The organism is Halobacteriovorax sp. JY17 (assembly GCF_002753895.1).
In the GTDB taxonomy this organism is placed as follows: Bacteria; Bdellovibrionota; Bacteriovoracia; order Bacteriovoracales; family Bacteriovoracaceae; genus Halobacteriovorax.
The window spans coordinates 1,628,785-1,651,127 of the sequence record NZ_NJER01000001.1 but is presented as its reverse complement, the minus strand read 5'-3'; the positions used below and the strand labels follow the sequence as shown (position 1 = coordinate 1,651,127).

The window sequence follows — 22,343 nt, the reverse complement described above, 5'->3', positions numbered from 1 at the left end:
TAGTACATATTCTAACGGTGTACCAAGTAGTGGTGTGAGTTAATTTTTGGTTAAGAGAAATTTTAGAAAATTTGATAAGGATCAACATCAATCTTATAAGTAATTGAATTTGAACGGATATAAGACCTTTCAAAATAACTTAAGAGCTTATGAAGATGATTAATATCATGTGCCTTAAGAGCGATATACCAAGTGAATTGGTTAAGTCTCTTTTCTATCATCGCTGGACTAGGGCCAAGAATATCTACATCAAGACCATTCTTCGACGCCACTTCTTTTAAAGAATGGGCAACAGAAATTACATTATCGGTTAGCTTTCCTCTAAATCTAGAGTTGAAATAAATCGCGGCCATTTTTGAAAAGGGTGGAAATCTTGAAATATCTCTAACAACTAATTCATCTTCATAGAATTCAGAAAATGAATGATCTTTAATATAATCAAAGACCTTGTTAGACGGGCTCAATGTCTGAATGAGAACTTTCGCATCAGGAGAATATCTCCCAGCACGCCCATTGATCTGAGTAATGAGCTGGTATGCTTTTTCTATTGCACGAAAATCAGGGAAGTTCATAATAGAGTCAACGCCTAAAACTAGAACAAGATTAACTTTCTCAAAGTTATGTCCCTTAGAAAGCATCTGTGTTCCTACAAAGACATCAATTTCTTTATTATGAAATCTATTTAATTTATCTTCGAGTTGCTTAACATTCTTTATTTCATCTCTATCAAATCTCTCAATATTGTAATTTGAAAGGTGTGCTTGTAGTACTTCTTGAATTTTCTCTGTTCCGAATCCCTTTTGTAATAAACTCATATTTCCACATTCGGGACAAATCTCAGGCATGGGAATTTCGTAATCACTATGAGCACTTTTTAAGACATTCTTGCTCTTGAAATAGCGAAGTGGGGTGTTTGTATTTGGATCTTCAAACTTCTTTCCACAGCCTCGGCATTGAATATGATTTGCAAAACCTAATCTATTCACAAAGACTAATACTTGTTCGCCTAGCTCAAGTTTTTCTTTTATCGCTTCTAATGCCTTTGAATGAATTGGCCAAAGATCATTCTCTTCAAAATTTCTTCCCACTGTCTTCTTTTCTTCTCTACAATCAATCAACTCAATCGCAGGAAAACCTCCCGACGCTCTCTTCTCTAGTGGGTAGTAGTTCTCACTTTTCTCAGAAAAAGAAAAGAAATTCTCAACAGTTGGTGTTGCGGACCCTAGGACAATTGGACAATTGGAAAGCTGCGCTTTCTTTATCGCCACATCTCTTCCATTATAAGGACAGCGATCACTCTGCTTAAAGGACTGATCATGCTCTTCATCAACAATGACAAGACCTAAATTCTCGATTGGTAAAAAGACTGAACTCCGGACTCCCATCACAAGTACAGGACGATCACTTTCTTTGAGTTCTTTCCATATCGTATTCTTTTCAGAGTCTCCTACACCACTATGGTAAGGAAATACTCTGCAGTCTAAAAACTCGGCAAATGTATTGGTAAACTGGGGTGTTAAGTTAATTTCAGGAAGCAAGAAGAGAATAGACTTCCCCTGCTTTAGAGTTTCCTTCATTAGACTTAAGTAGACAGATGTTTTTCCAGAGCCTGTCACTCCATGAATGTAGTGACGATCAAACCCCTTAGAGACTTTTGAAAAAATACTTTCAAAAGTCGCTTGTTGATCATCATTGAGAATGTGAGGGAGTTCCTTTCCAGATCCTTCCACAAATTCAACTTTACGAGGCTTTTTTAAAATCTTTGGTAAACACTCAATAATCGTCATACCAAGATTGTAGTGGTAGTAGCGAGACATCCACTCATAGAGTTTCAGCTCTTTTTCACTTAAACAAAAGAGATCAATTTCTTTTGAAAGTACTGGCTTTAACTTATACTTATCTAATTCGTCTTGAACTGACTGGGAACTTAATCCAGACTCTATAACACAACCTGCGGCATTTCGCCTTCCAAGAGGAACTTGAACCAAATCCCCTCTCTTAACATCAAAATCCTCAGGGCATTCGTAAGTAAGAATTCCTTCGGGACCTGGGTATTTAACGGCAACTTTGCAGTAAGTAGTCACTATAAATTAAACCTTTACGTTCCACTTAACTCCGTCATCAGTGTCTTGAAAATCAATCCCCATTGCATGAAGAGCATCTCTAGCCTCATCGGCCTTGGTCCAGTCTTTATCTATTCTAGACTGCTCTCTCATTTTAACTAACTCAAGAACTTTATCTCTATCGATTCCTTTTTCTTTCAACATAATTTCATCAATTGAAGATAAGAAATCATTTGGCTCCTCTTGAAAGAGTGCCATCATTTCTCCATATTTTAAAATCCATTCTTTGAATGTATTGGCGGTAGTCCATGAGTTAATGTCTTTCTTTTTCTTTAAGATATTTAAAGCATTAAATGCTCTAACAGTTTCAAATAGAGTTGCTATAACTTCACCTGTTCCAAAGTCATCATCAAGAGATTTTTTAATCTTTGCATCTGATTGCTTTAAAAGTTCTGAAAACTTCTTTTCAACTTTTCCAGACTCATTCTTTTCAAATGTTTCAACAACTGTATTAATAACATTTAATGTTTCATAGACTCTTCTAAGTCCCGAAATTGTTTGATGTATTTTCTCATCGGTCACATTGAAATTACTTCTATAGTGAGCTGAAAGCATTAGGTACTTTAGAATCTCTGGATGGTACTGATCCATAAATGCACGTCCTGTAATGACATTTCCTAAAGACTTCGACATTTTCTCATCTTTAAGATTTATAAATTCATTGTGCATCCAGTAGTTACAATACTTAGTACAATTACAACCTTCTCCTTGAGCAATTTCATTTTCGTGGTGTGGAAAAATTAAATCAATTCCACCACCATGAATATCAATCGTTTCGCCAAGGATTGCCTTAATCATGGCAGAACATTCAATATGCCAACCAGGTCTTCCCTCTCCCCAAGGAGAAGTCCAATGAGGTTCACCTTCTTTAGACGGCTTCCATAGAACGAAGTCATAAGGATTTCTCTTTCTTGAATCGACTTCAACTCTTTGACCTGCATTGAGTTCATCGAGATTCTTATTAGAGAGCTTTCCATAATCAGCATAGTTGTCGATTGAATAGAAAACTTCCCCATCAATTTCATAGGCCTTATCATTTTTAATAAGTGTCGCTACGTAATCAATAATCTCATCCATATACTCTGTTACTTTTGGATTATGAGTATGCTTCTTTAACCCAAGACGATTGAAGTCTTTTTCAAATTCTGCAATATATTTTTCAGAAATAACAATTGGCTCGACACCTTCGTCATTTGCTTTCTTGATTATTTTGTCGTCCACATCAGTGTAGTTATAAACGAAAGTAACATCATATCCACTAAGTTCAAGCCAATTTCTAACTAAGTTAAAAGTTATGGCCCCTCTAAAGTTTCCAATATGAAGAAGATCGTAAACAGTTGGCCCACAAAGGTAGAGCTTTACCTTTCCACTTTCAAGTGGCTTAAATTCTTCTTTCTTATTGCTCAGAGTGTTATACAATTTAAGTGACATTTTCTTTCTCCATTTACTTCTTTTTTAGCACAGCGTTTTCTATTTTCAAAAGTCCAATGTACTATAAGTTTAAAATTTTAAACGATTAGGGGCCTAAGAACTATGGAAAAATTTGATCTAATTATTAAGGGCGGTACTTGTGTACTAAAATCTGGTTTAAAAAAGTGTGACCTTGCAATTAAAAATGGGAAAATCACAGTAATAGAGCCTCACTCCGACGCTAATGCGACTAAAACTATTGATGCCACTCACAAGCATATATTCCCTGGATTAATTGACACTCAGGTTCATTTTAGAGAGCCGGGGCTTACTCACAAAGAAGATCTCGCCTCTGGATCACTTTCTGCAGTTCTTGGTGGAGTCACAACCTACCTAGAAATGCCCAATACAACACCTCCAACAACAACCAAAGAGTCTATTTTAGAAAAGATAGAAATTGCGAGTTCAAAGTCTCTCGCAAACTTTGGTTTCTACATGGGTGGTACGGCCGATAATTTAGAAGAGCTCAAAAAAGCGAAAGATATTGAGGGATGCTGTGGAATTAAGATTTTCCTTGGAAGCTCTACTGGAAATCTACTGCTTTATAGAAGAGATAAATTAGAAGAAATTTTTAAGAATACGACGGGAATCATTGCTCTTCATTCAGAAAATGAAGAGATGCTAGTTGCCAGAAAGAAAATAAGAGATGCTGCAACAACGGCCCACGCTCACCCTGAGTGGAGAAATGTTGAAACGGCCCTCTCTTCAACGAAGAGAGTTATAGAAATCGCTAAAGAGTGCAAGAGAAAGGTGCACGTTCTTCATATTACCTCAAAAGATGAAATTGATTTTCTTGCAGAAAATAAAGAGCACTGTACTGTAGAAGTAACTCCTCAACATCTTACTCTTTCTGCACCAGAGTGCTACGACAAGCTTGGAACCTATGCTCAAATGAATCCTCCAATAAGAACTGCCGATCACACGGCAGGACTCTGGGGAGCACTAAAGAAAGGTGTCGTTGATGTTATCGGTTCTGATCACGCTCCTCACACTAAAGAAGAAAAAGATCAAGGATATCCAAACTCTCCTAGTGGTATGCCAGGAGTCCAAACGATTTTTCCAATCCTTCTTCATCATGTAGAAATGGGAAATCTTTCGCTAGAAGAAGTAGCAAAGTATCTCTGCTTTAATCCTGCGAAACTCTACGGACTTAATAAAGGTCACCTGGAAGATGGTTTTGATGCCGATATCACCATAGTTGATATGAATGAGAGAGTAGAAATAAAAAATGAAGATATGGCCTCTAAGTGCGGTTGGACTCCCTTTAATGGATATACATATAAGGGAAAAATAAATTACACTATCGTTGGTGGAAATATTGTTGTTGAAAATGGTGCTGTAAATAAGACGCACTTTGGAAAACCGATCAAGATTAATCAAAGGAATTTCTAATGGATGAATTAATAGATAAAGCTTATAAAGTTGCTCTGGAAGCTCGAAAGAATGCTCACGCACCTTATTCAAAATTTCTTGTCGGTTCAGCAATTAAGATTAAAGGGCACGACGATATTTTCCCTGGCTGTAATGTTGAAAATGCAAGCTATGGAGCAACTATTTGTGCTGAGAGAAATTCATTAATTGGAGCAGTAGCAAGGCTTGGAAAAGTTGACGTTGAATTTGTTGTTGTTGCTTGCGATACAAAACCTGTGACTGTGCCGTGTGCTCTCTGTTTACAGGTCTTAAGTGAATTTGCGACACCAAGCACACCTATTCACTTGGGAGATTTAGAATCTGTTAAGAAAACAGTTCTCTTTGGCGATCTTCTACCGATGCCTTTTAATACACTCGATTGTTAATTCATCGAGTGTAGTGTTTTTCTACTTCCGTAATCACACTCAATACACTGAGCAGATTCCTCCATTACTAAAGTTGTACAATCGGCCCAATGAGTAATAATTAATTTCTTTCCGCAAGTCGGACAATCTTCAATGGTCTTTGTCACTTCTTCAATATCACCGTGATACTTTTCAAGGTGTTCAAGCTCAAATGCTCTTTCTCTTACACTCATTTTCTTCCCTTTTAGGTTAACTTCATCTCTATCGGTGTAGCTCTTTAAAAAGTGAGGAGTTTTCATTGGAGTAAAATAGTTAAAATACTGGAATAAATCAGTAAAAAATATAGGCTAGAAGCACCCTAACTTGTCATTTTTACTTAGTTTTACATTTGTCTAATCTTTATAGCGCTATAATTTGATATAATTTGCTAAAGCGTCAAAAAATAGGTATTTTTTTGGCCTAATTTGCAAGTAAGGATTAACGATGGATTTACATACTTTACGAAGTAACCATTCAGATATTATGGACTGTGAAGTTAAAGACTCGACAGGACTAAATGATTTTCAAAAACTCTCAAATGAATTTGGAGTTGCAATCCCAAAAGTTGGAATTGAAAGATTTAGAATTCCACTAAAGTTTAAGCATGATGATGGATCAATCATGAGCCATGACTGCGAAGCCTCTATGTTTGTCTTCTGTGACGCGCATAAAAACGGTGTAAATATGAGTCGTTTCTGCGCCATCTTACAAGAAGAGTCAGAAATTTCGGCCATCGATAATGCTTTTTTTAAAAAAATTCTACACCGCTATAGAACAGACCTTCGTGACTCAAACACAGAAGAGTTAATACCAGAGTCATTTCTAAAATTAGATTTTAAATTTCCAGTAAAGCAAAAGTCTCTAAAATCTGAAAACTGGGGTTGGCAATATTATAATTGCTCACTCGAAGGAAGAGAGAATAGAGACGGACAAGTCATCATGAGTATGACTGTTAACTTTGAATACTCTTCAACATGCCCATGCTCTCTATCAATGGCAAAGCAATACGAAAAAGGCTTTGCCAGTGGAGAAATCACTGAAGGGAATGGAATAGCTACTGCCCATAGTCAAAGATCAAACGCAACAGTAACAATTGACTATAATATGGAAAAGCCCGTATCACTTATTCAATTAATTGAAATGTTACGTATTGCTCTTCCAACTGAAACACAGAGCTTAGTTAAGAGGCTAGATGAACAAGCATTTGCTATTTTAAATGGTGAGAACCCAATGTTTGTAGAACACTCTTCGAGAAGAATTAGTGCTGTTCTAAATCAAGAAGAAGCAATCCTAGACTGGAAAGCAAAAGTAGAACACTTCGAATCTTTGCATAGCCACAACGCGGTTGCGTATATATCTAAATAAATGATAAAAAGGTTTCTAACGTGAGACCTTTTTTATTTGGATATACTATGAAAACTACTCTCCTATTACTTTCCCTCATGCTTACTTCATGTATGAAAGATACAGTCAAAATTAATGTTCTTCATTACAATATAAAGGAGCTTGATTCTTTAAAATTAAGGGATCAGTCAAATAAGCAAATTGCAGCGGTAAGTGAAGTTATCTCAAAATTTGAATTTGATATTTTCTCTCTAAATGAAATTCAATATGACCTTCCAATGATTCCCAATAAAGCGCTAGATACAACGGGACAAAATATAAACATCCTGGCCAAGAGATTAGGTCTCGAGAATTACTCTGCTATTTTCTATCCTGCCAACACAGGAATGAAGGCCAATCGCGATCCACATGGAAACTATATTACAGACTTCAAAACTCCTGAATCCAGACAGCTCGCCGATTCTGTTAATTTTGGACTCTTCCCAGGGCAGTATTCAACGGGAGCACTCATAAAAAATAATATCAAGATACTTAGCTCAAAGAGTATTCAAAATGTAGTATGGAAAGAGTTTAACACTACTATTGATCTAAAAAAATATACAGATAATAATGGAAAACCACTTCCAGAAAACATGAAACTATTTGATAAGAATTTTACAGATATACTTGCGGAGAAAGACGGATTTAAATTTCACATTATACTCTTACATACTGTGCCAGCTTTTCACTTTGGAAATAAGAAGTCTCCTAATTATGATAGGAATGCTGATCAATTAAGATTTTTAGAATGGTACTTAACGAGTGACACTGATCTTAATATTGCGGGATTAGATGTCGAACCTCTTAAGAAGGATGAGCCCTATATTGCAATGGGAGATTGGAATACAGAGCTTTCAAATAATAAGAACCCTGGAAGTGCAGTTCTTAGAAGTTTGAAAGAGAAATCTACTTTTTGGATGAAGGAACCTTTAAAGGTTACTAATGAAGGCCCTTCTTTTGCCCCGGAGAGATTAAGGCTTCAATTAGATTACATTGCCATCAGTAAACACTTTAAAGTCCTTGAGGCTGGGGTTTATAGCCCTAAAGAAGATAGAAAAGATCTTGGCTGTGAGAAAATTATCCCAGGAGAAAATATCCGCTCATATACACAGAAAGAGAATAAGAAAACTTGTTTTTCAAGTTTTAACAAAGACTTTTTAAATGCAAAGTCTGCTTCTGATCATTTTCCGATTTGGGCAAAATTAGAAGTAAAGTAGCGAGCCTCTAGCTCGCCTGCTCTCTTTTAAAGCTCTGAGAGAACTCAACCATCTTCTCGGCGATATTCTCTTTATGAACAACCTCTGAGGCTCCTCCCAAAGCAATGGCCTCTTTAGGCATTCCAAAAACGACGCAACTCTCTTCGCTTTGCGCGATCGTTAGAGCTCCGAGATCTTTTAATTTCTTTATACCTGCAGCTCCATCCTTTCCCATTCCGGTAAGAATAACTGCAATAATATTTTCTTTTGCCGTTACGCTCTCAAAGGACTGAAACATATAATCTACAGAGGGTTTGAATCTATTTACAGGTGCATCATCAGTAATTTGAATAACCTTCTTATCTCCTCTTCCTTTAATTTTCATCTGCTGTCCACCAGGAGCGATGTAAACGTGGTTATTTTTCACGACATCTCCATCACAGGCTTCTGTAACGGTGAAGGGACAAAGGCTATTTAGTCTGTCAGCGAAGGCCTTAGAGAAAACGGCGGGAATATGTTGAACAATCAGAGTCGGAGGGATATTACTTGGAAGTCCACAGAGAATATCTTTCAACGCAGTTGTTCCCCCGGTTGAAGACCCAATAACAATCGTACAATCCTGATTAAATATATTCTTAGATCTATTAATAATACTTGATGAACTTCGACGATTACTTTTAAACTTTGAAGCTTCAAGAACTTTTTCAACCATTAATGGTCCAACGATTGAGAGTTCTTCAATTTTTGGCTTTTGAATATAATCGAAAGCTCCACTTTCTAGAGCATCTAAAACCAAAGGTCCTTCCTCAATACTAACTGACGTAATCATTATCGCAGGTATTTTATACTTAGGCTGAATAATCTTTAGAAGCTCAACACCATTCATTTCAGGCATATGAATATCTAAAGTAATAACATCAGGTTTGTGTTTACGAATCAGCTCTTCTACATCACTAGGTTTTTCTGCCGTTGCAACAACATTAATTTTTTCTGACTTTGATAGAACTTTTGTTAGTAAGTTTCTAATCGTTTTTGAATCATCTACGATTAAAACATTAACAATTTTATTATCAACTTTTTTCTCTTCTTCCTTGCTTACACGAAGCTTTCCTTCGTTTGGATAATAAACAACTTCAAACTTCTCATCTCTCTGAACAAGCTTCTCATCTTTAAATTTGATTCCTTCTATTCTAGACTTTACTTCTCTAAGAAAGCTGGCACTACCTACAGACTTTATAGTCATCATACTTTTTATAGTATTTAACTCTTTCTCCGCCTTCTTTAAAAATTCTTCAAAGAGACCTTTCTTAAAGTCTAAATTACTTAATAGAGTTGCACAGGACTTACCAGATTCAACTTCAAGACATATAAAGCACTCAAAGTTTACTTTGAAGTAAAACTCCGATTGAATACTTCCAGTAAAGAAATTCTTTTCCACCTTTATTTCCTACTTAAGTATTCTGAAGACATATAAGCAAAACTTGTTACAGGAACAATATCTGTGGCTACTTCACTAAGAGATGAATTAATTCCAATATCTTCGATAAGTAACTGAGCATTCCCCCAGTTTAGAATTTTTTCACCACTATGTTTAGAACATTGTCCAAATATCATCACAGAAGTTTTCGAATCTTGATGGTGATGATGGGCCTGTTCAAATACTTTTTTAAAATCTGCAATATATACTTTTCCAGCTTCAAACTTACCGTTTACAGAATCAATAACCTCGATAGGGTATTTAATCTTATCACTCATATCTTCTTTCAAGGCTTCTAAAATATTATCTTGTCCCTCAAAAAGCATTAGTGTTGCAGGCTGTGCTCCATGTAACTCATGGAAGAACTTCACTACCTTCTTTTGATCAGAAATCGAAGAAACAAGAATTCTAAATTTTGAAGAAGGATCTTCAATTATTATTTCTTTTTCAAATTCTTTATCAACAGAACTTATATGTTGCTTTGTTAAACTCTTATCAATATATGAAACACGAACCTTTGTTTTAATCTCTTCCCCTCTCTCAAGTAAATTATTAAGAGCTGGCTTTTCGATAAAATCAGAAGCTCCTGCACGTAGACATCTCATTGCAGCATCAGAGTCATCTCTCGATGCAGACGATATCACTACAACGGGAGGATGATCTGTATCATAGTACGTCTCAAGATATGTTACTCCATCCATTTCAGGCATATGAATATCTAAAGTAATGACATCAACTTTACCTTTTAAAAGTTTCAGCTGATCTCTCGCATCAATTCCATTGTTAGCAGTTCCTACAACCTCAAATTGATCATCACTAGTAAAAACTTTCTTAAGTAATGTTAAGATACTTGAAGAGTCATCAATACAGAAAATTCTAAGTTTCTTAGGAATACTCGTCACAGCTTCAACAACAGGTGTAATAGGAGTTGTCACTCTATCAGCAATTGTCATAGCTGGTTTAACTTCTTCTATTACTTTATGTCCATAAACTGATGGTCCACAATTTCGAAGACCTACTTTAAGAGCACTTAGAGACTCTGATATTCCTGAATAAAGAAAACCATCTGTATATAAGTGTTTTAAAAAGTTACTTGTTATTTCTTCAATCTGCTCAGTTTTAAAATAGATGAAGACATTTCGGCAAAAGATGATATCAAACTTTTCACTACGCATTTCTTTTTGAAAAGTGAGTAGATTATAAACTCTGAACTCACATTTTTCAGAAATACTCTTCTTCGCTTTAACAAAGTCTGAAATCTCCCCTGTCCCTCTCGCCCAGTGATTTGCGAGATAGTTCATAGGAACTGACTTAATTTCTCTACGGTGGTAAACACCATTCTGTGCGATACGTACAGATTCTGGATCAATATCACTTCCGATAATTTTATACTTCATTGTAGGGTCTATTTTTGGAAGATAGAAGTCGAGAAACATAGAAAGAGAATAGACTTCTTGCCCACGACTACAAGCTGCCGACCAAATTTTTATAGTATTCTCACCACGGGCCTTAACCTTCCCAATAAGTTCTGGTAAGTTTGTTTTCAAATGTTCAAAATGTGTAAACTCTCTAAAGAAGAATGTATGGTGAGTAGTCAGCAAGGAGACAAGAACTCCGGCTTCTTTTTCTTTGTGTAAATCAATGTGACGTATATACTCTTCTGCAGTTGAAAGACCTAGTTCGCTCATGCGTTTCTTGATACGTGTTTGAACCATTAACGCTTGCTTTTCGCCTAAAACATTTCCAGAAATTCGAGCAACAATCGTACTAACTTTTTCAACTAGTAAATCGTAAGAATCTTCAACTAGTTTATTTGCAATGCTCATGTATTATCCTTATTTAAATATCTTCAAAACGACTATCTTCACGACTTGGTAAATCGTGACTCGCTTTTAAATTTACTTCTTTGGGAGTACTCAATTCCTCTCCTTCACTCTCTACCTCTTCGGCTCTTTTCACAGGTGAATTTAAAGAAATATCATGAACTTCTGCTGTCTTATGGTTATCTTGTTTTTTCGAGCTAACTTGCTGTTTTTCTTTTGAGCTCTCTACGATTTTAGATCCTCCAGAAACTAGAAGACTCAAACTTTCCACTACTATAGACAATTTATTAGCTTGTCCATTAAGTCCTTCAGATGACTCTAGAGCTTCTGTGGAAATAAGTGATGTCTGATGAGTCATCTCATCTAATTGACTCATGGCCTTTGATACTTCCTCAATTCCAATTGCTTGCTCATTTGAAGCATTAGTAATTTCAGAAACTTTATCATTCACTTCTAAAACATTTAATAAAATTTGGTCTAAGACTTGTTCACATTCATTTGCCGTCCTAGTTCCCACATCAACTTTCTCTTTTCCAATATTTGAGAGAGACTCTAGCTTTGATTTTGAATCAGCGACAATCGCTTCAACTTTTTTGACACTCTCTCCAAGCATCTCACTAATTTCGGTTGCAGCACTCCCACTAGCAGTTGCCAGAGAACCAACCTCTTCGGCCACCACAGCAAAGCCCTTCCCATGCTCTCCTGCTCTTGCAGCTTCAACAGAAGCATTAAAAGAGAGAAGTTTCGTCTGAAAAACAATATCATTTATTATGTCAGTCTTACTTCCAATCTCATTAATTACTGTAATAATCTCATTCATTTTCTGACTAATATTATCCATCTCTTTAACGATATCTGAATTTGATCCATTTATTTCACTCATTGCTGTAATCATACTAGTAACAGAAACCTTACCTGCTTCTGCGACCTCCTTTGATTCTCTAGACTTTTGGCTTGAAAGCTCTACATTCTCTAAATTTCTACTAACCATTGAGGATAGTTCATCTAGAGTTGAAACGGTCTCCTGTATCGCTGAGGCTATTTTAGTTGAACCATCACTTAGATCAACTGAATTTGATTTCATTTTATCAGCATTTCCACTCACTTCTTCAGCAACACTTCCAAGAATCTTATTAGCGTCAGCAATTGGTTTAACTAGTCTCTTTGTTACGAAAGCTCCAATAACAATAATTACTACAAGTGCTATTCCCGAAAGAAGTGACATTGAAATCATCATTGCCCTAACGGGCGCAAACATTTCTTCGGTTTGAATTTCAGCAATTAATCCCCAAGTATTCCCAAACATCTCAACATTAGAATAGTAGCTTAGGACTTCTTTTCCATTAGGATCTATAATAAAGTGAGTTCCAGCATTTTTTTCAATTGCCTTATCAATTGACTCTGAATGAACTTCTTTCTTATTCTTAAATGAATCAATAACATTAAACTCTTCTTTATTTACAAAGAAGTCTGTTCTAAGTAGATTGTCAAATCCTACTAAATAGACTTGACCAGTTTCTCCCATACCGACACGACTCGACATGATAGAGTTCATTTCATTTATATTAATCTGAGAGATTACAACTCCCATATTGTCGCCTTTATTAATTCCTTCAGATAAGTGATCGAATTCAGCTCTCTGTCTTATACAAAAGAACGATTGTACTGAATTAGTAACAGGGTTAAATTCGTACTCACTAAAGTGAAGACCAGCTTTTTCGTCAGCAAGAGCTGCTTGATAACACTTAGTAAGAAGAGAATCTTTATACTTCCCCTCATTTAAATTTCGTCCTAGGTAATCCCCTTTGGAGTCCACCTTTGCTGACATTATAACTTGAGAATCTAAAGAAACTAACAAGATATTCTCTAATGAAAAATCTTGTACTAATTCCTTCGTTCTATCACCGTAAATTTTCTCTAATTCTTTATACTGGGTTGTATTTATATTCTGATCGGTACCAGGAAAAAGACTCGCACCATAGAAAGCACTCTCATAAGCTAAGAATAGACCTTCAATCAGCCTGTTTTGCCCCAACCTTTCTGAGAATGTCTTTGTCTGTTTCTCAAATACGGTGAGACGATTCTTCATCATCTCACCCATACTTGAAAATTGATTTATAGACTGCGCTTGTAGAGCATTTTTTGACTTAAAATAGGAAACACTAGCAACAATTGATATGCAGACAAAGCCTACAATCACAATGGTTAAAAGTAACTTAAATTGAAAACTCTTTTGTTTTTGTATATTACTCACTTATCTATTTCCTATTTTTTCTTATTCTAATTCTAATTATTTCCAAACACCTGCACCAGCAATCCATCCCAGATCACCACCACAAACTTTTACATACGAAACTTTTGGTGTTGCTTTTTCAGCACCTGGTTTTGCCCATACATAATCAACCCAGCCACCAGCAGCATTTGCCTTAGCCATTTTGTCGAACTCAACAAATAGAGCTTTTCCGTTTTCATCTTTACTAGCTTTTAAAGATTTTCCATTAAGTCTTCTCTTAATTGGATGAAGAACCATATTCACATCTTTATCTTGAATCCAAACGTAGTTTGATCCACAGAAACGAAATTTACCAATTTCTCCTAGAGCTCCCTTCCCTTTTGAAGAGATAAGCCCACACATTTTTTCAACCGACTCTTTTGCTTGTTCTTTTGTGCAGTCTGCTGCATTCACACTTAAAAACGACATTCCAATCATACTAGCTACTAGCTACTAGCTACTAGCATTTTTTTAACTTTCATAAGTTCTCCTTTTATATTAACTACTTCGGCTATTATCGCTGAATATATAAGAAAAATTATTAAAGGATAAAAAATTAAAGTTTTCTTAAGGCAAAAAGAAGGCCATCTGTTCTAGATGGCCTTCTTTATTTTAAATTTCTTTTATTAATTTGTGATTAAGCAGCTTTCTTAGCAAGAGCGCTTACGTCTTTTATATCTAGAACTTTAGCGACATTTAATAAAACAGTTAGAGAGTCTTCTTTTCTGTAAACCCCATAAATATATTCAGCGTTTACTTGAGTTTCAATTTCTGGAACCTCATTAATATCTTTTAACGTAAAAGCTAGAACTTTATTAATAGAGTCAACAACAATTCCTAAGTTCATGCCATCAAGGTCCACAATAATAACGCTCTCTTCAGAGTTATTTTCTTTTGCCTTAATTTTTAATTTTGTTCTCATATCAACAACTGAGATAACTTGTCCTCTTAGATTCATAATTCCTAAGAAGTGGCTTGGAGCCTTTGGAATTGGTGTTGTCTCAGGAACAGATATAACTTCTCTTACAGATAGAAGTGGAATTGCATACTCCTCTTCTCCTAAACTGAATTCTAAGAAGCGCTGTAGCTCTGAGTTTTCTTCACCTACAATTGATAAGCTTTGATTTAGTTTTTCTTCGTTCATTACGCCACCTTTCCTATTAAATCTTCTTTAATACTTGAACTTTTCTTCATTTTCCCACTATATAATTCATTCAGATCTAGAATAAAAGATGGCTTCCCATCACCTAGAATTGAACTTCCCATAAATCCTTTACTACTTTTAATTTCATTTCCAAGGTTTTTAATAACAACTTGTTGCTGATGTAAAATATCGTCAACAAGAACAGCAAATGGATGTTCTGCCGCTTGTATAATAATTGCAATCTTATCTAAAGAGTTTCCCTCATCCATTGCTACAGACAAAGTACCGCCAACACTAAATAGCGGAAGTATCTGTCCTCTTAGATTTAAACACTCACCCCAGCCTGTTACTTTACTCACCATTTCTTTTGTTGGCTTTAAAGACTCATGAACCTGTGAAAGTGGTATGATAAATTTATTATCACCAACTCTAATAACCATTCCATCGATGATTGCCATCGTTAATGGTAGAACAACTTTAAAAACGCTTCCCTTACCTAGTTCTGTTTTCACTTTAACTTCACCAGAAAGTTTTTCAATATTTGTTTTAACAACATCCATTCCTACACCACGTCCAGAAACTTCTGTGACTTGTTCTTTTGTAGAAAAACCTGGATGAAAAATGTACTGAATTATATCTTCATCAGAAATTTGCTGATTCTCTCTTATAAGACCTTTTTCAATGGCCTTATTTCTAATAACGTTTGCAGGAATTCCTTTACCATCGTCAGTAATTTCAATAACAAGATTATTTCCTTCATGGTAAGCACTTATTCCAACATTTCCAGCTTCACTCTTGCCTGCCGCGATACGCTCTTCCGTGCTTTCAAGACCATGATCCACTGCATTTCTTACAATGTGTACAAGAGGATCAGCGAGGTGCTCTAAAACTGTCTTATCAATCTCAGTCTCTTCTCCATTTAATTTCAAATTAACTTTCTTATTTAGAGTTTTCGAAGTATCCCTAACAATCCTATTCATTTTTTGAAGTGTTGACTTAACTGGAACCATTCGTAGAGACATAGATATTTCTTGAATTTCTTTAGAGAGCTTACCAAGTTGTGAAATTGACTTATTCATTAACTGATCTTGGGAAGCGGCAAATCTTCCTTGATCAAGAACTGTTTGGAGAATAACTAATTCCCCAACAACGTTATTTAATTTTTCAACTCTTGAAAGAGAGACTCTTATACTTTCATCTTCTGTCACTTTCTTTACGGGCGCTGATTTCTTAGCTGCCAACGGAGTAATAGTTTCAGGTGTCGTTGTAGTCTTTTCAATTGGAGTAATTGACGGTGTATCATCAATTGCATTATTAAATTTTAATCCATTTTTTTCAGATGAATTCTTCTCAAGCTCGGCCATTACTGTTTCATCACAGTTTCCAAGCTCTCTTAAGGCCTCAAGTGCCGCTGCTGAGATCTCTGGTTCTTCTTGCTCAACTTCTTCAGCTTTAAAAGCTTCCATAGGTTCACTAAAACTTATTCCACCTTCAAGTTCGGCCATAACCGATTCATCACAGTTTCCAAGCTCTCTAAGGGCTTCTAGTGCCGCTGCTGAAATCTCAGGCTCAGAAGAACTTTCATCTTCTGCTTTTTCAGAAATAGCTTCATCAAGAATACCATCTAGGTCTTCAGTATCATCTGACTCCCAGTTATCTGCGTTAGCCACAAGCTCTTCACTTGGCACTTCAACTTCTTCAATCACTGGGTCTTCTACAGCCTCAACAGAAGCTGCAACTGCATTTCCACCGAGTGCATTTAAAATATTAGCTACAATTTCAGTGCTATCAAACTCGGCATCCATATCATCTTTTAATCCATGGATCATATTTGTTATATGGTCATTACACTCTAGAAGAAGTGAAACCATACTATCTGTAACTGCAAGATCACCTGTTTTTAACTTTAAAATCAAGTTTTCCATTTCGTGAGTAAACTCAGCAACGTTTCCAAAACCAACAGCTCTAGAGGTTCCTTTTAAGTTATGAGCAAGTCTGAAAATTTGATCTAGAATTTCAGTACTCTCTTTATCATTTTCTAATGCTAGGAAAGACTGTTCCGTGTCTTCAAGTAATTGAAGAGACTCGTCTAGGAAATCTTCTTTTAGTTCTTTTTCAAAATCATCCATCTCATAACCTATCTATGTGAACTTCACTGTTCTATTTCAAGTACTTTTCGACATTTTAAGCTTTAAGTTTAAATGAATTACGAGCATTAAGAATAAATTAAGGTAGACGTACTTTCGGCAAGTTAGGTGCTATGAAAATGGACTATTGTTTATTTGGGGCCTAGAAATAGAAAAACCTTCAATAAGAAGGGTTTAAATAGAGAAAAATCTGGTGGGGGTAGCAGGGATTGAACCTGCGACATCTGCCTTGTAAGGGCAGCGCTCTCCCACTGAGCTATACCCCCAGATCTATTCGTTTGAATCGAGGGCTAGAATATATATCTGGCCCATTTTTGTCAATTTTTTTTTAAAGAAAATTAAAAACTTTCTACCAACTTCCAGAATTTTCCATAGAAATAAATGGCTCAACAGGTGACATCGCCTTTCCTGCCTGCAAGAGCTCTATTGAAATTCCATCTGGGCACTTAATAAAGGCCATATATCCATCTCTAGGAGGTCTTAAGATAGTGACCCCACTATTCATGAGTTCTAGACACTTTTCATTGATATTATCCACCCTAAAGGCCAAGTGACCGAAGTTTCTCCCTTCTGAATAGGCTTTCTCTTCTTCCCAATTGTGAGTGAGTTCAACTTCCGCCTCTCCCTCTTCAGTCGCCAAGTAAACCAGAGTAAACTTTCCATTTGGATAATCATTACGTCTAATCTCTTTTAGCCCTAATTTATTCACGTAGAAATCTAGTGATTTCTCTAAGTCTAAAACCCTAATCATTGAATGCAAGAATTTCATGTCATCTCCCTTATCGAAGATTAGATTAAATCCATATTATTCTAATGTCATGTGAAGAATTTAATAAGGAAATTTTGTCTAAGAAAAAGAAAAGGGAGAACAATGTCTCCCTTTTCACCCCAATACCATCAAGCAAAAAAATACCACTTTTTTAGCTGATCAAAAAATTTTTAATTAGCAACTTCCATCGCCGGAGTATCTGAATCGATAACCTTAAGCTGAGGAGCCACATGTTGCATAAATTGCTCAGGATTTTGTAGTTCAAGAGCATTCTTTAAAACATTATCAACTTGGTAACATGGAATTATTGTTAATCCACTCTTTACCTCTGCAGGGATCTCAGGAAGATCTTTCTCATTCTTTATTGGAATGATGACGGTTTCAATTCCCGATTGCTTAGCTGCAAGTAATTTTTCTTTAAGTCCACCAATTGGAAGAACACGTCCTCTAATTGTAACCTCTCCAGTCATTGCAACATTCTGTTTAACAGGTATTCCTGTAATTGCAGAAGTCAAAGCAGTAACCATTGTGATACCTGCGCTTGGACCATCTTTAGGAGTTGCCCCCTCTGGAACATGCACATGAATATCATTCTTCTCGTACCAGCTAGCATCAATTCCTAGCTGAGCACTTATTGATCTTACATAACTAAGAGCTGCAGAAGCTGACTCTTGCATCACCTCACCAAGTTTACCTGTAACTTTAACTTGTCCTTTTCCAGGAACTGTTACAACTTCAATGTGAAGTAACTCTCCACCTACAGAAGTCCATGCAAGTCCATTTACTAAACCTACTTGAGGCTCTACTTCGATAGCTGTTCTATCAAATCTCTTAGGTCCAAGATACTTCGTTAGTTGTTTAGGAGTTACGTTAAACTTCTTACCTTCAGCATGCTCTTTAGCAACAACTTCAGTAGCAATTTTACGACAAACAGTATTTAGAAGTCTTTGAAACTCTCTAACTCCAGCTTCCTTCGTGTAACCTCTAACTACTTCTAGAACAGAATTATCATTCATTGCAATTTCGTAATTATCTAAACCATTACTCTTGATTGCTTTTTGAAGAAGATATCTCTTACCAATTTGTAGTTTTTCTTGCGGCGTATAACCAGAAACACTAATGATTTCCATTCTATCTCTAAGTGGTCCAGGGATTTTCCCAAGATCATTTGCAGTCATGATAAACATAACTTGAGAAAGATCGTATTCACACTCAATATAGTGATCAGCAAAGTTCTTATTTTGTTCTGGATCAAGAACTTCTAGCATTGCTGCCGCAGGATCACCTCTCATATCAGAACTCATTTTATCTATTTCATCTAAGAGGATTACTGGATTACTTGTTCCAGCCTTCTTAAGAGCTGAAATAATTTTCCCTGGCATGGCCCCAACATAAGTTCTTCTATGTCCTCTAATTTCAGATTCATCTCTTACTCCACCAAGAGAAATTCTTACGAATTTTCTATCAAGCGATTCTGCAAGAGATTTTGCAATTGAAGTTTTACCAACACCAGGAGGACCTGCAAGGCAGAGAATTGTTCCCTTTCCTTCATCCTTAACGAGAGATCTTACTGAAAGATATTCAACAATTCTTTCTTTAACATCTTTCATTCCATAGTGATGACTATCTAGAATTTCCCAAGCTTTACTCACGTTATTGTCGTCAGTAGTGTATTCACCCCATGGAAGATTCGTCATCCAGTCAATATAGTTTCTAACAACGGCTGCTTCAGCAGACATTGGAGACATTGACTTAAGTTTCTTAATTTCTTTTAAAGTTTTCTCACGAGCTTCTTCTGGCATAACTTTCTTAGCAAGCTTCTCTTCCATCTCACTGATGTCAGACTTACCATCATCTTTTTGCCCAAGCTCTTTTTGAATGGCATTCATTTGCTCATTCAAATAATATTCTTTTTGAGATTTTTCCATCTGTTGCTTAACGCGAGTTTTAATTCTTCTCTCAACGTTAATAACTTCAATCTCTCCTTGCATTTTTTCAAGAAGAAGGTGAAGTCTATCTTCAACATTTACAGCTTCAAGGATTTCTTGTTTCTCAGGAATTTTCATACTCAAGTGAGCTACGATAATATCCGCTAATCTTGAAGGATCAGTGATTGAAGAAATACTCATAAGAAGTTCAGGTGGAATTCTCTTATTAAGTTTTACGTATTGTTCAAAAGTACTTTTAATACTTCTCATTGTTGCTTCTAAATTTACAACGTCAACAACATCAGCGTGTGACTTTGTAACTTCGGCCCAGTAACCTTCAGGCTTTGCAACAAATTCGTTAATATTTGCTCTATACTTACCTTCAATTAATACCTTTACAGTATTGTCAGGTAATCTAAGCATTTGAATGATGTTAACAACAGTTCCTACATCATAGACATCACCCCTTTCAGGATTTAGAACATTGGCGTCTTTTTGAGTTACAAGGAATAATTCGTTGTTGTTCTTCGCAGCTTCTTCTAAAGCAGCAATCGATTTCTCTCTACCGACGAAAAGTGGTACCACCATATGTGGAAAAATGATGACGTCTCTTAGTGGAAGAAGAGGGAACCTCTTTGAGTCAACAGACTTGTTGTCTGACATAGTACCTCCTGCACTACTGGTATTGGTTGGGAAAACATATTAGCGGACTTCATGTCTCTAAAAATATGTCTTGTATAAATTGTCTCGTAAAATCAAATCTGGGTCAAAAAAAAAGTGAAGGCATCCTTTTCCTCTAAAAAAAATTTATACTTCGTAATATCGCCTCTCTAGGGCCTTTTATAGCTGATAAAGTACTGATTATTTGTTAGTAAAATAAAATGTCAGAAAATGTTATTTGAAAAAAAATTAATCACTTATTTTTAAAAGTGACTAAATGTTAGATAACTCTCACCTGCTGGTGCAGGCAGGCACTAATCAATAAAAAAGGCCACTCCTAGGAGTGGCCTTAAACTTCAAGTTATTAGTAGTGGTTAATTACCAATTAGAAATTAAATTGTAAGCTTGAATAGATTGCAGATCTCTCTGTTTCTATATCTGTAGGAGCACCTAGGTAAGCACCTAAGAAGTTTGTTCTCTTAGTTACACTCTTTTGCCAACCAACTCTAAACTTAAAGTTTTGATCAATTGGTTGAAGCCAGAAAACGTGCATTGAGTTTCCACCTCTAGGAGTATAGAAACCTACAACATTCTTTGCTGTTGTATCATAGAGAAATGCATCTTCATCTGAATCTAAATATTCAAACCCTAGAACTGCTTTTCTTAAAACTTTAAATGGCATTTCATAGTTCAAATTAAGAATCCAAGCATCACCATCTAAATCTGTGTCTCCAGTTGTTCCACCGTACCATGTACCAAGTCCAGTGAATTGCCCTTTTCCTTGTAGATTTCCTTTTAAGAACGAGAATCCAAAAGATAGACCAGTATTCGCGATACCATTGATCTCTAAATTTAAAACATGTCTTTTAACATCAAGCTGAGCATTACCAGTGGCTGTTGTAGAGTTAAAAGCATCTAGTCCTGTGAAGCTTAGATATTGGTAGATAACATGAATTCTTCTTGCCCAAGACATATTTGTTCTTTCATACTCGGCCATTAGAGAATATACATCAGCAGTTTCATCTACTTCGTTTCCACTACCGTCTTTTAAACGTTTACTAGATTCACTTATATTCCTTTGATTAAATGGTGTATAAATCCCTCTAAATTTAAAAGCATTTCCATTATAAGAATTTGCATAAGTAAGTGCCATACCATCAAATACTCCACCAAATACAAGTAGTGGATACTGACCCATCATAGGGCGACTTTCTTGAAAGTGCTTAGGAGCTCCATCAATTGTTGGAAGTCTACCAACGGTGAAAGTTAAATTATCTGTAAAGCTGTAATTAACAAAAGCTCTTTCAAGATAAATTCTTGAATTATCTGTTCCTTGCCCTTCTCCAAGCTCATTAAAGGCACCATCACCAGTATAGTTTCCACCACCTTTATTTAGAGTATTCATATACTTTGACATCGCCAATCGACCAAAGAAAGATAATTTCTTTGTAGGTGTTGCTGTTATGTCTATTTCTGAAAAGATTCTGTGATGTTTAACTTCATCTTTTGTACCCGCAGCAATTGTCTTAGTTGTAGTTGGAGCATCAAAACTTCTATAAGAATAACCTTTCTTATACTCTGTTTTAGCTGCATCAAACCTATATTCTAAACTCCCAGAAAATGACCACCAATTTTCATAACCAGCATACTCAAGAGCTTCTACTCTTTCTTCTAACGTTTGTGCTTGAATACTTCCAACACTGGCAGTAGCAATTGCACTTAATACTAATATTTTCTTTAACATATTTCTCTCCTACTTATCCACCAATTGATGATGAAGCGTCTTTACATTGAAGCGTACAATCACCAACAGTAATCGTTGCTGATGAACAAGTTTTTAATTTAATCACATTTCCAGCTCTACCAGGTGTTGCAAGAGCGGCTGCATCTGCATCACTTTTCCCACACTGGGTCTTTACTGCTTTAATGAAATCATCCTTCGCACCTGCATGAGCTTGATATGAAAAGATCAGCGCATAAAGAGATACGAAAGCACATAAGGCTTTAAACATAAACACTCCCTCGTTTATTAATTATGAATTAAATAAGTATAGATAATATTTCAAAAGTATTGAAATAAAAATAGAAAAATAAATGGAAACTTATGGCACTAAAATAAAGTATATCTCTCACAATA

17 protein-coding genes and 1 tRNA gene are annotated in these 22,343 nt (G+C 35.9%); 4 read left to right on the top strand and 14 right to left on the bottom strand.

The window, feature by feature from the left end; translation table 11 throughout:
- Positions 1-62: 62 nt before the first annotated feature.
- Both priA and cysS read right to left on the bottom strand, forming a co-directional pair.
- Positions 63-2,084, bottom strand: coding sequence for a primosomal protein N' (gene priA / locus CES88_RS07750; protein ID WP_290733099.1), 2,022 nt, complete (start codon positions 2,082-2,084; stop codon positions 63-65).
- Positions 2,085-2,090: 6 nt separating this feature from the next.
- On the bottom strand, positions 2,091-3,554 hold the full coding sequence (cysS, locus tag CES88_RS07745) for a cysteine--tRNA ligase (RefSeq protein WP_290733097.1): 1,464 nt from the start codon (positions 3,552-3,554) through the stop codon (positions 2,091-2,093).
- 102 nt (positions 3,555-3,656) lie between these two features.
- Here cysS and CES88_RS07740 point away from each other — a divergent pair, with 102 nt between their 5' ends.
- Positions 3,657-4,985: a dihydroorotase gene (locus CES88_RS07740; RefSeq protein WP_290733095.1), complete on the top strand. Its 1,329-nt coding sequence runs from the start codon at positions 3,657-3,659 to the stop codon at positions 4,983-4,985.
- Positions 4,985-5,389: a cytidine deaminase gene (cdd, locus tag CES88_RS07735; RefSeq protein WP_290733093.1), complete on the top strand. Its 405-nt coding sequence runs from the start codon at positions 4,985-4,987 to the stop codon at positions 5,387-5,389. The genes CES88_RS07740 and cdd overlap by 1 nt, the downstream gene beginning before the upstream one ends.
- On the opposite strand, the gene CES88_RS07730 is transcribed toward cdd, so the two are convergent.
- Positions 5,386-5,667 (bottom strand): hypothetical protein, encoded by a 282-nt coding sequence (locus CES88_RS07730; RefSeq protein WP_290733092.1) that lies wholly within the window; start codon positions 5,665-5,667, stop codon positions 5,386-5,388. The genes cdd and CES88_RS07730 overlap by 4 nt on opposite strands.
- Before the next feature lie 184 nt (positions 5,668-5,851).
- Between CES88_RS07730 and folE2 the strand changes: the two genes are divergently transcribed.
- Both folE2 and CES88_RS07720 read left to right on the top strand, forming a co-directional pair.
- On the top strand, positions 5,852-6,772 hold the full coding sequence (gene folE2 / locus CES88_RS07725; protein WP_290733091.1) for a GTP cyclohydrolase FolE2: 921 nt from the start codon (positions 5,852-5,854) through the stop codon (positions 6,770-6,772).
- A gap of 47 nt (positions 6,773-6,819) precedes the next feature.
- Entirely contained in the window at positions 6,820-8,007 is a 1,188-nt protein-coding gene (locus CES88_RS07720) for an endonuclease/exonuclease/phosphatase family protein (protein WP_290733090.1), read from the top strand.
- A 7-nt stretch (positions 8,008-8,014) separates the two neighbouring features.
- Here the strand turns inward: CES88_RS07720 and CES88_RS07715 are convergent, their stop codons facing one another.
- The 11 genes from CES88_RS07715 to CES88_RS07665 form a co-directional block, all read right to left on the bottom strand.
- Positions 8,015-9,424 carry a chemotaxis response regulator protein-glutamate methylesterase gene (locus CES88_RS07715; protein WP_290733089.1) on the bottom strand — a complete coding sequence of 470 codons (1,410 nt, stop codon included), beginning with the start codon at positions 9,422-9,424 and terminating at the stop codon, positions 8,015-8,017.
- A gap of 2 nt (positions 9,425-9,426) precedes the next feature.
- Positions 9,427-11,289, bottom strand: coding sequence for a CheR family methyltransferase (locus tag CES88_RS07710; RefSeq protein ID WP_290733088.1), 1,863 nt, complete (start codon positions 11,287-11,289; stop codon positions 9,427-9,429).
- 13 nt (positions 11,290-11,302) lie between these two features.
- Positions 11,303-13,540 carry a methyl-accepting chemotaxis protein gene (locus tag CES88_RS07705; RefSeq protein ID WP_290733087.1) on the bottom strand — a complete coding sequence of 746 codons (2,238 nt, stop codon included), beginning with the start codon at positions 13,538-13,540 and terminating at the stop codon, positions 11,303-11,305.
- A gap of 36 nt (positions 13,541-13,576) precedes the next feature.
- On the bottom strand, positions 13,577-13,987 hold the full coding sequence (locus CES88_RS07700; protein WP_290733085.1) for a cache domain-containing protein: 411 nt from the start codon (positions 13,985-13,987) through the stop codon (positions 13,577-13,579).
- 208 nt (positions 13,988-14,195) lie between these two features.
- The gene (locus CES88_RS07695) at positions 14,196-14,702 is read right to left on the bottom strand and encodes a chemotaxis protein CheW (RefSeq protein ID WP_290733083.1); all 507 of its coding nucleotides are present in this window, start codon (positions 14,700-14,702) and stop codon (positions 14,196-14,198) included.
- Entirely contained in the window at positions 14,702-16,831 is a 2,130-nt protein-coding gene (locus CES88_RS07690) for a chemotaxis protein CheA (protein ID WP_290733081.1), read from the bottom strand. The genes CES88_RS07695 and CES88_RS07690 overlap by 1 nt, the downstream gene beginning before the upstream one ends.
- A 209-nt stretch (positions 16,832-17,040) precedes the next feature.
- Positions 17,041-17,115, bottom strand: a tRNA-Val gene (locus tag CES88_RS07685).
- 83 nt (positions 17,116-17,198) lie between these two features.
- A complete protein-coding gene (locus CES88_RS07680; RefSeq protein ID WP_290733079.1) occupies positions 17,199-17,618 on the bottom strand; it encodes a VOC family protein in 420 nt (139 codons plus the stop codon).
- 170 nt (positions 17,619-17,788) lie between these two features.
- A complete protein-coding gene (gene lon, locus CES88_RS07675) occupies positions 17,789-20,209 on the bottom strand; it encodes an endopeptidase La (protein WP_290733077.1) in 2,421 nt (806 codons plus the stop codon).
- Positions 20,210-20,591: 382 nt separating this feature from the next.
- Positions 20,592-21,950, bottom strand: coding sequence for a DUF3373 family protein (locus CES88_RS07670; RefSeq protein WP_290733076.1), 1,359 nt, complete (start codon positions 21,948-21,950; stop codon positions 20,592-20,594).
- Positions 21,951-21,963: 13 nt separating this feature from the next.
- Positions 21,964-22,218, bottom strand: coding sequence for a hypothetical protein (locus tag CES88_RS07665; protein ID WP_290733075.1), 255 nt, complete (start codon positions 22,216-22,218; stop codon positions 21,964-21,966).
- Between the last annotated feature and the right edge of the window lie 125 nt (positions 22,219-22,343).

What these genes read in the sequence shown, in the direction of transcription:
- CES88_RS07670 (WP_290733076.1), bottom strand. Translation starts at nt 21,950, where the DNA reads ATGTTAAAGAAAATATTAGTATTAAGTGCAATTGCTACTGCCAGTGTT.
- CES88_RS07680 (WP_290733079.1), bottom strand. Translation starts at nt 17,618, where the DNA reads ATGAAATTCTTGCATTCAATGATTAGGGTTTTAGACTTAGAGAAATCA.
- cdd (WP_290733093.1), top strand. Translation starts at nt 4,985, where the DNA reads ATGGATGAATTAATAGATAAAGCTTATAAAGTTGCTCTGGAAGCTCGA.
- cysS (WP_290733097.1), bottom strand. Translation starts at nt 3,554, where the DNA reads ATGTCACTTAAATTGTATAACACTCTGAGCAATAAGAAAGAAGAATTT.
- CES88_RS07720 (WP_290733090.1), top strand. Translation starts at nt 6,820, where the DNA reads ATGAAAACTACTCTCCTATTACTTTCCCTCATGCTTACTTCATGTATG.
- CES88_RS07710 (WP_290733088.1), bottom strand. Translation starts at nt 11,289, where the DNA reads ATGAGCATTGCAAATAAACTAGTTGAAGATTCTTACGATTTACTAGTT.
- CES88_RS07665 (WP_290733075.1), bottom strand. Translation starts at nt 22,218, where the DNA reads ATGTTTAAAGCCTTATGTGCTTTCGTATCTCTTTATGCGCTGATCTTT.
- CES88_RS07690 (WP_290733081.1), bottom strand. Translation starts at nt 16,831, where the DNA reads ATGGATGATTTTGAAAAAGAACTAAAAGAAGATTTCCTAGACGAGTCT.
- CES88_RS07730 (WP_290733092.1), bottom strand. Translation starts at nt 5,667, where the DNA reads ATGAAAACTCCTCACTTTTTAAAGAGCTACACCGATAGAGATGAAGTT.
- CES88_RS07740 (WP_290733095.1), top strand. Translation starts at nt 3,657, where the DNA reads ATGGAAAAATTTGATCTAATTATTAAGGGCGGTACTTGTGTACTAAAA.
- CES88_RS07695 (WP_290733083.1), bottom strand. Translation starts at nt 14,702, where the DNA reads ATGAACGAAGAAAAACTAAATCAAAGCTTATCAATTGTAGGTGAAGAA.
- CES88_RS07700 (WP_290733085.1), bottom strand. Translation starts at nt 13,987, where the DNA reads ATGTCGTTTTTAAGTGTGAATGCAGCAGACTGCACAAAAGAACAAGCA.
- folE2 (WP_290733091.1), top strand. Translation starts at nt 5,852, where the DNA reads ATGGATTTACATACTTTACGAAGTAACCATTCAGATATTATGGACTGT.
- lon (WP_290733077.1), bottom strand. Translation starts at nt 20,209, where the DNA reads ATGTCAGACAACAAGTCTGTTGACTCAAAGAGGTTCCCTCTTCTTCCA.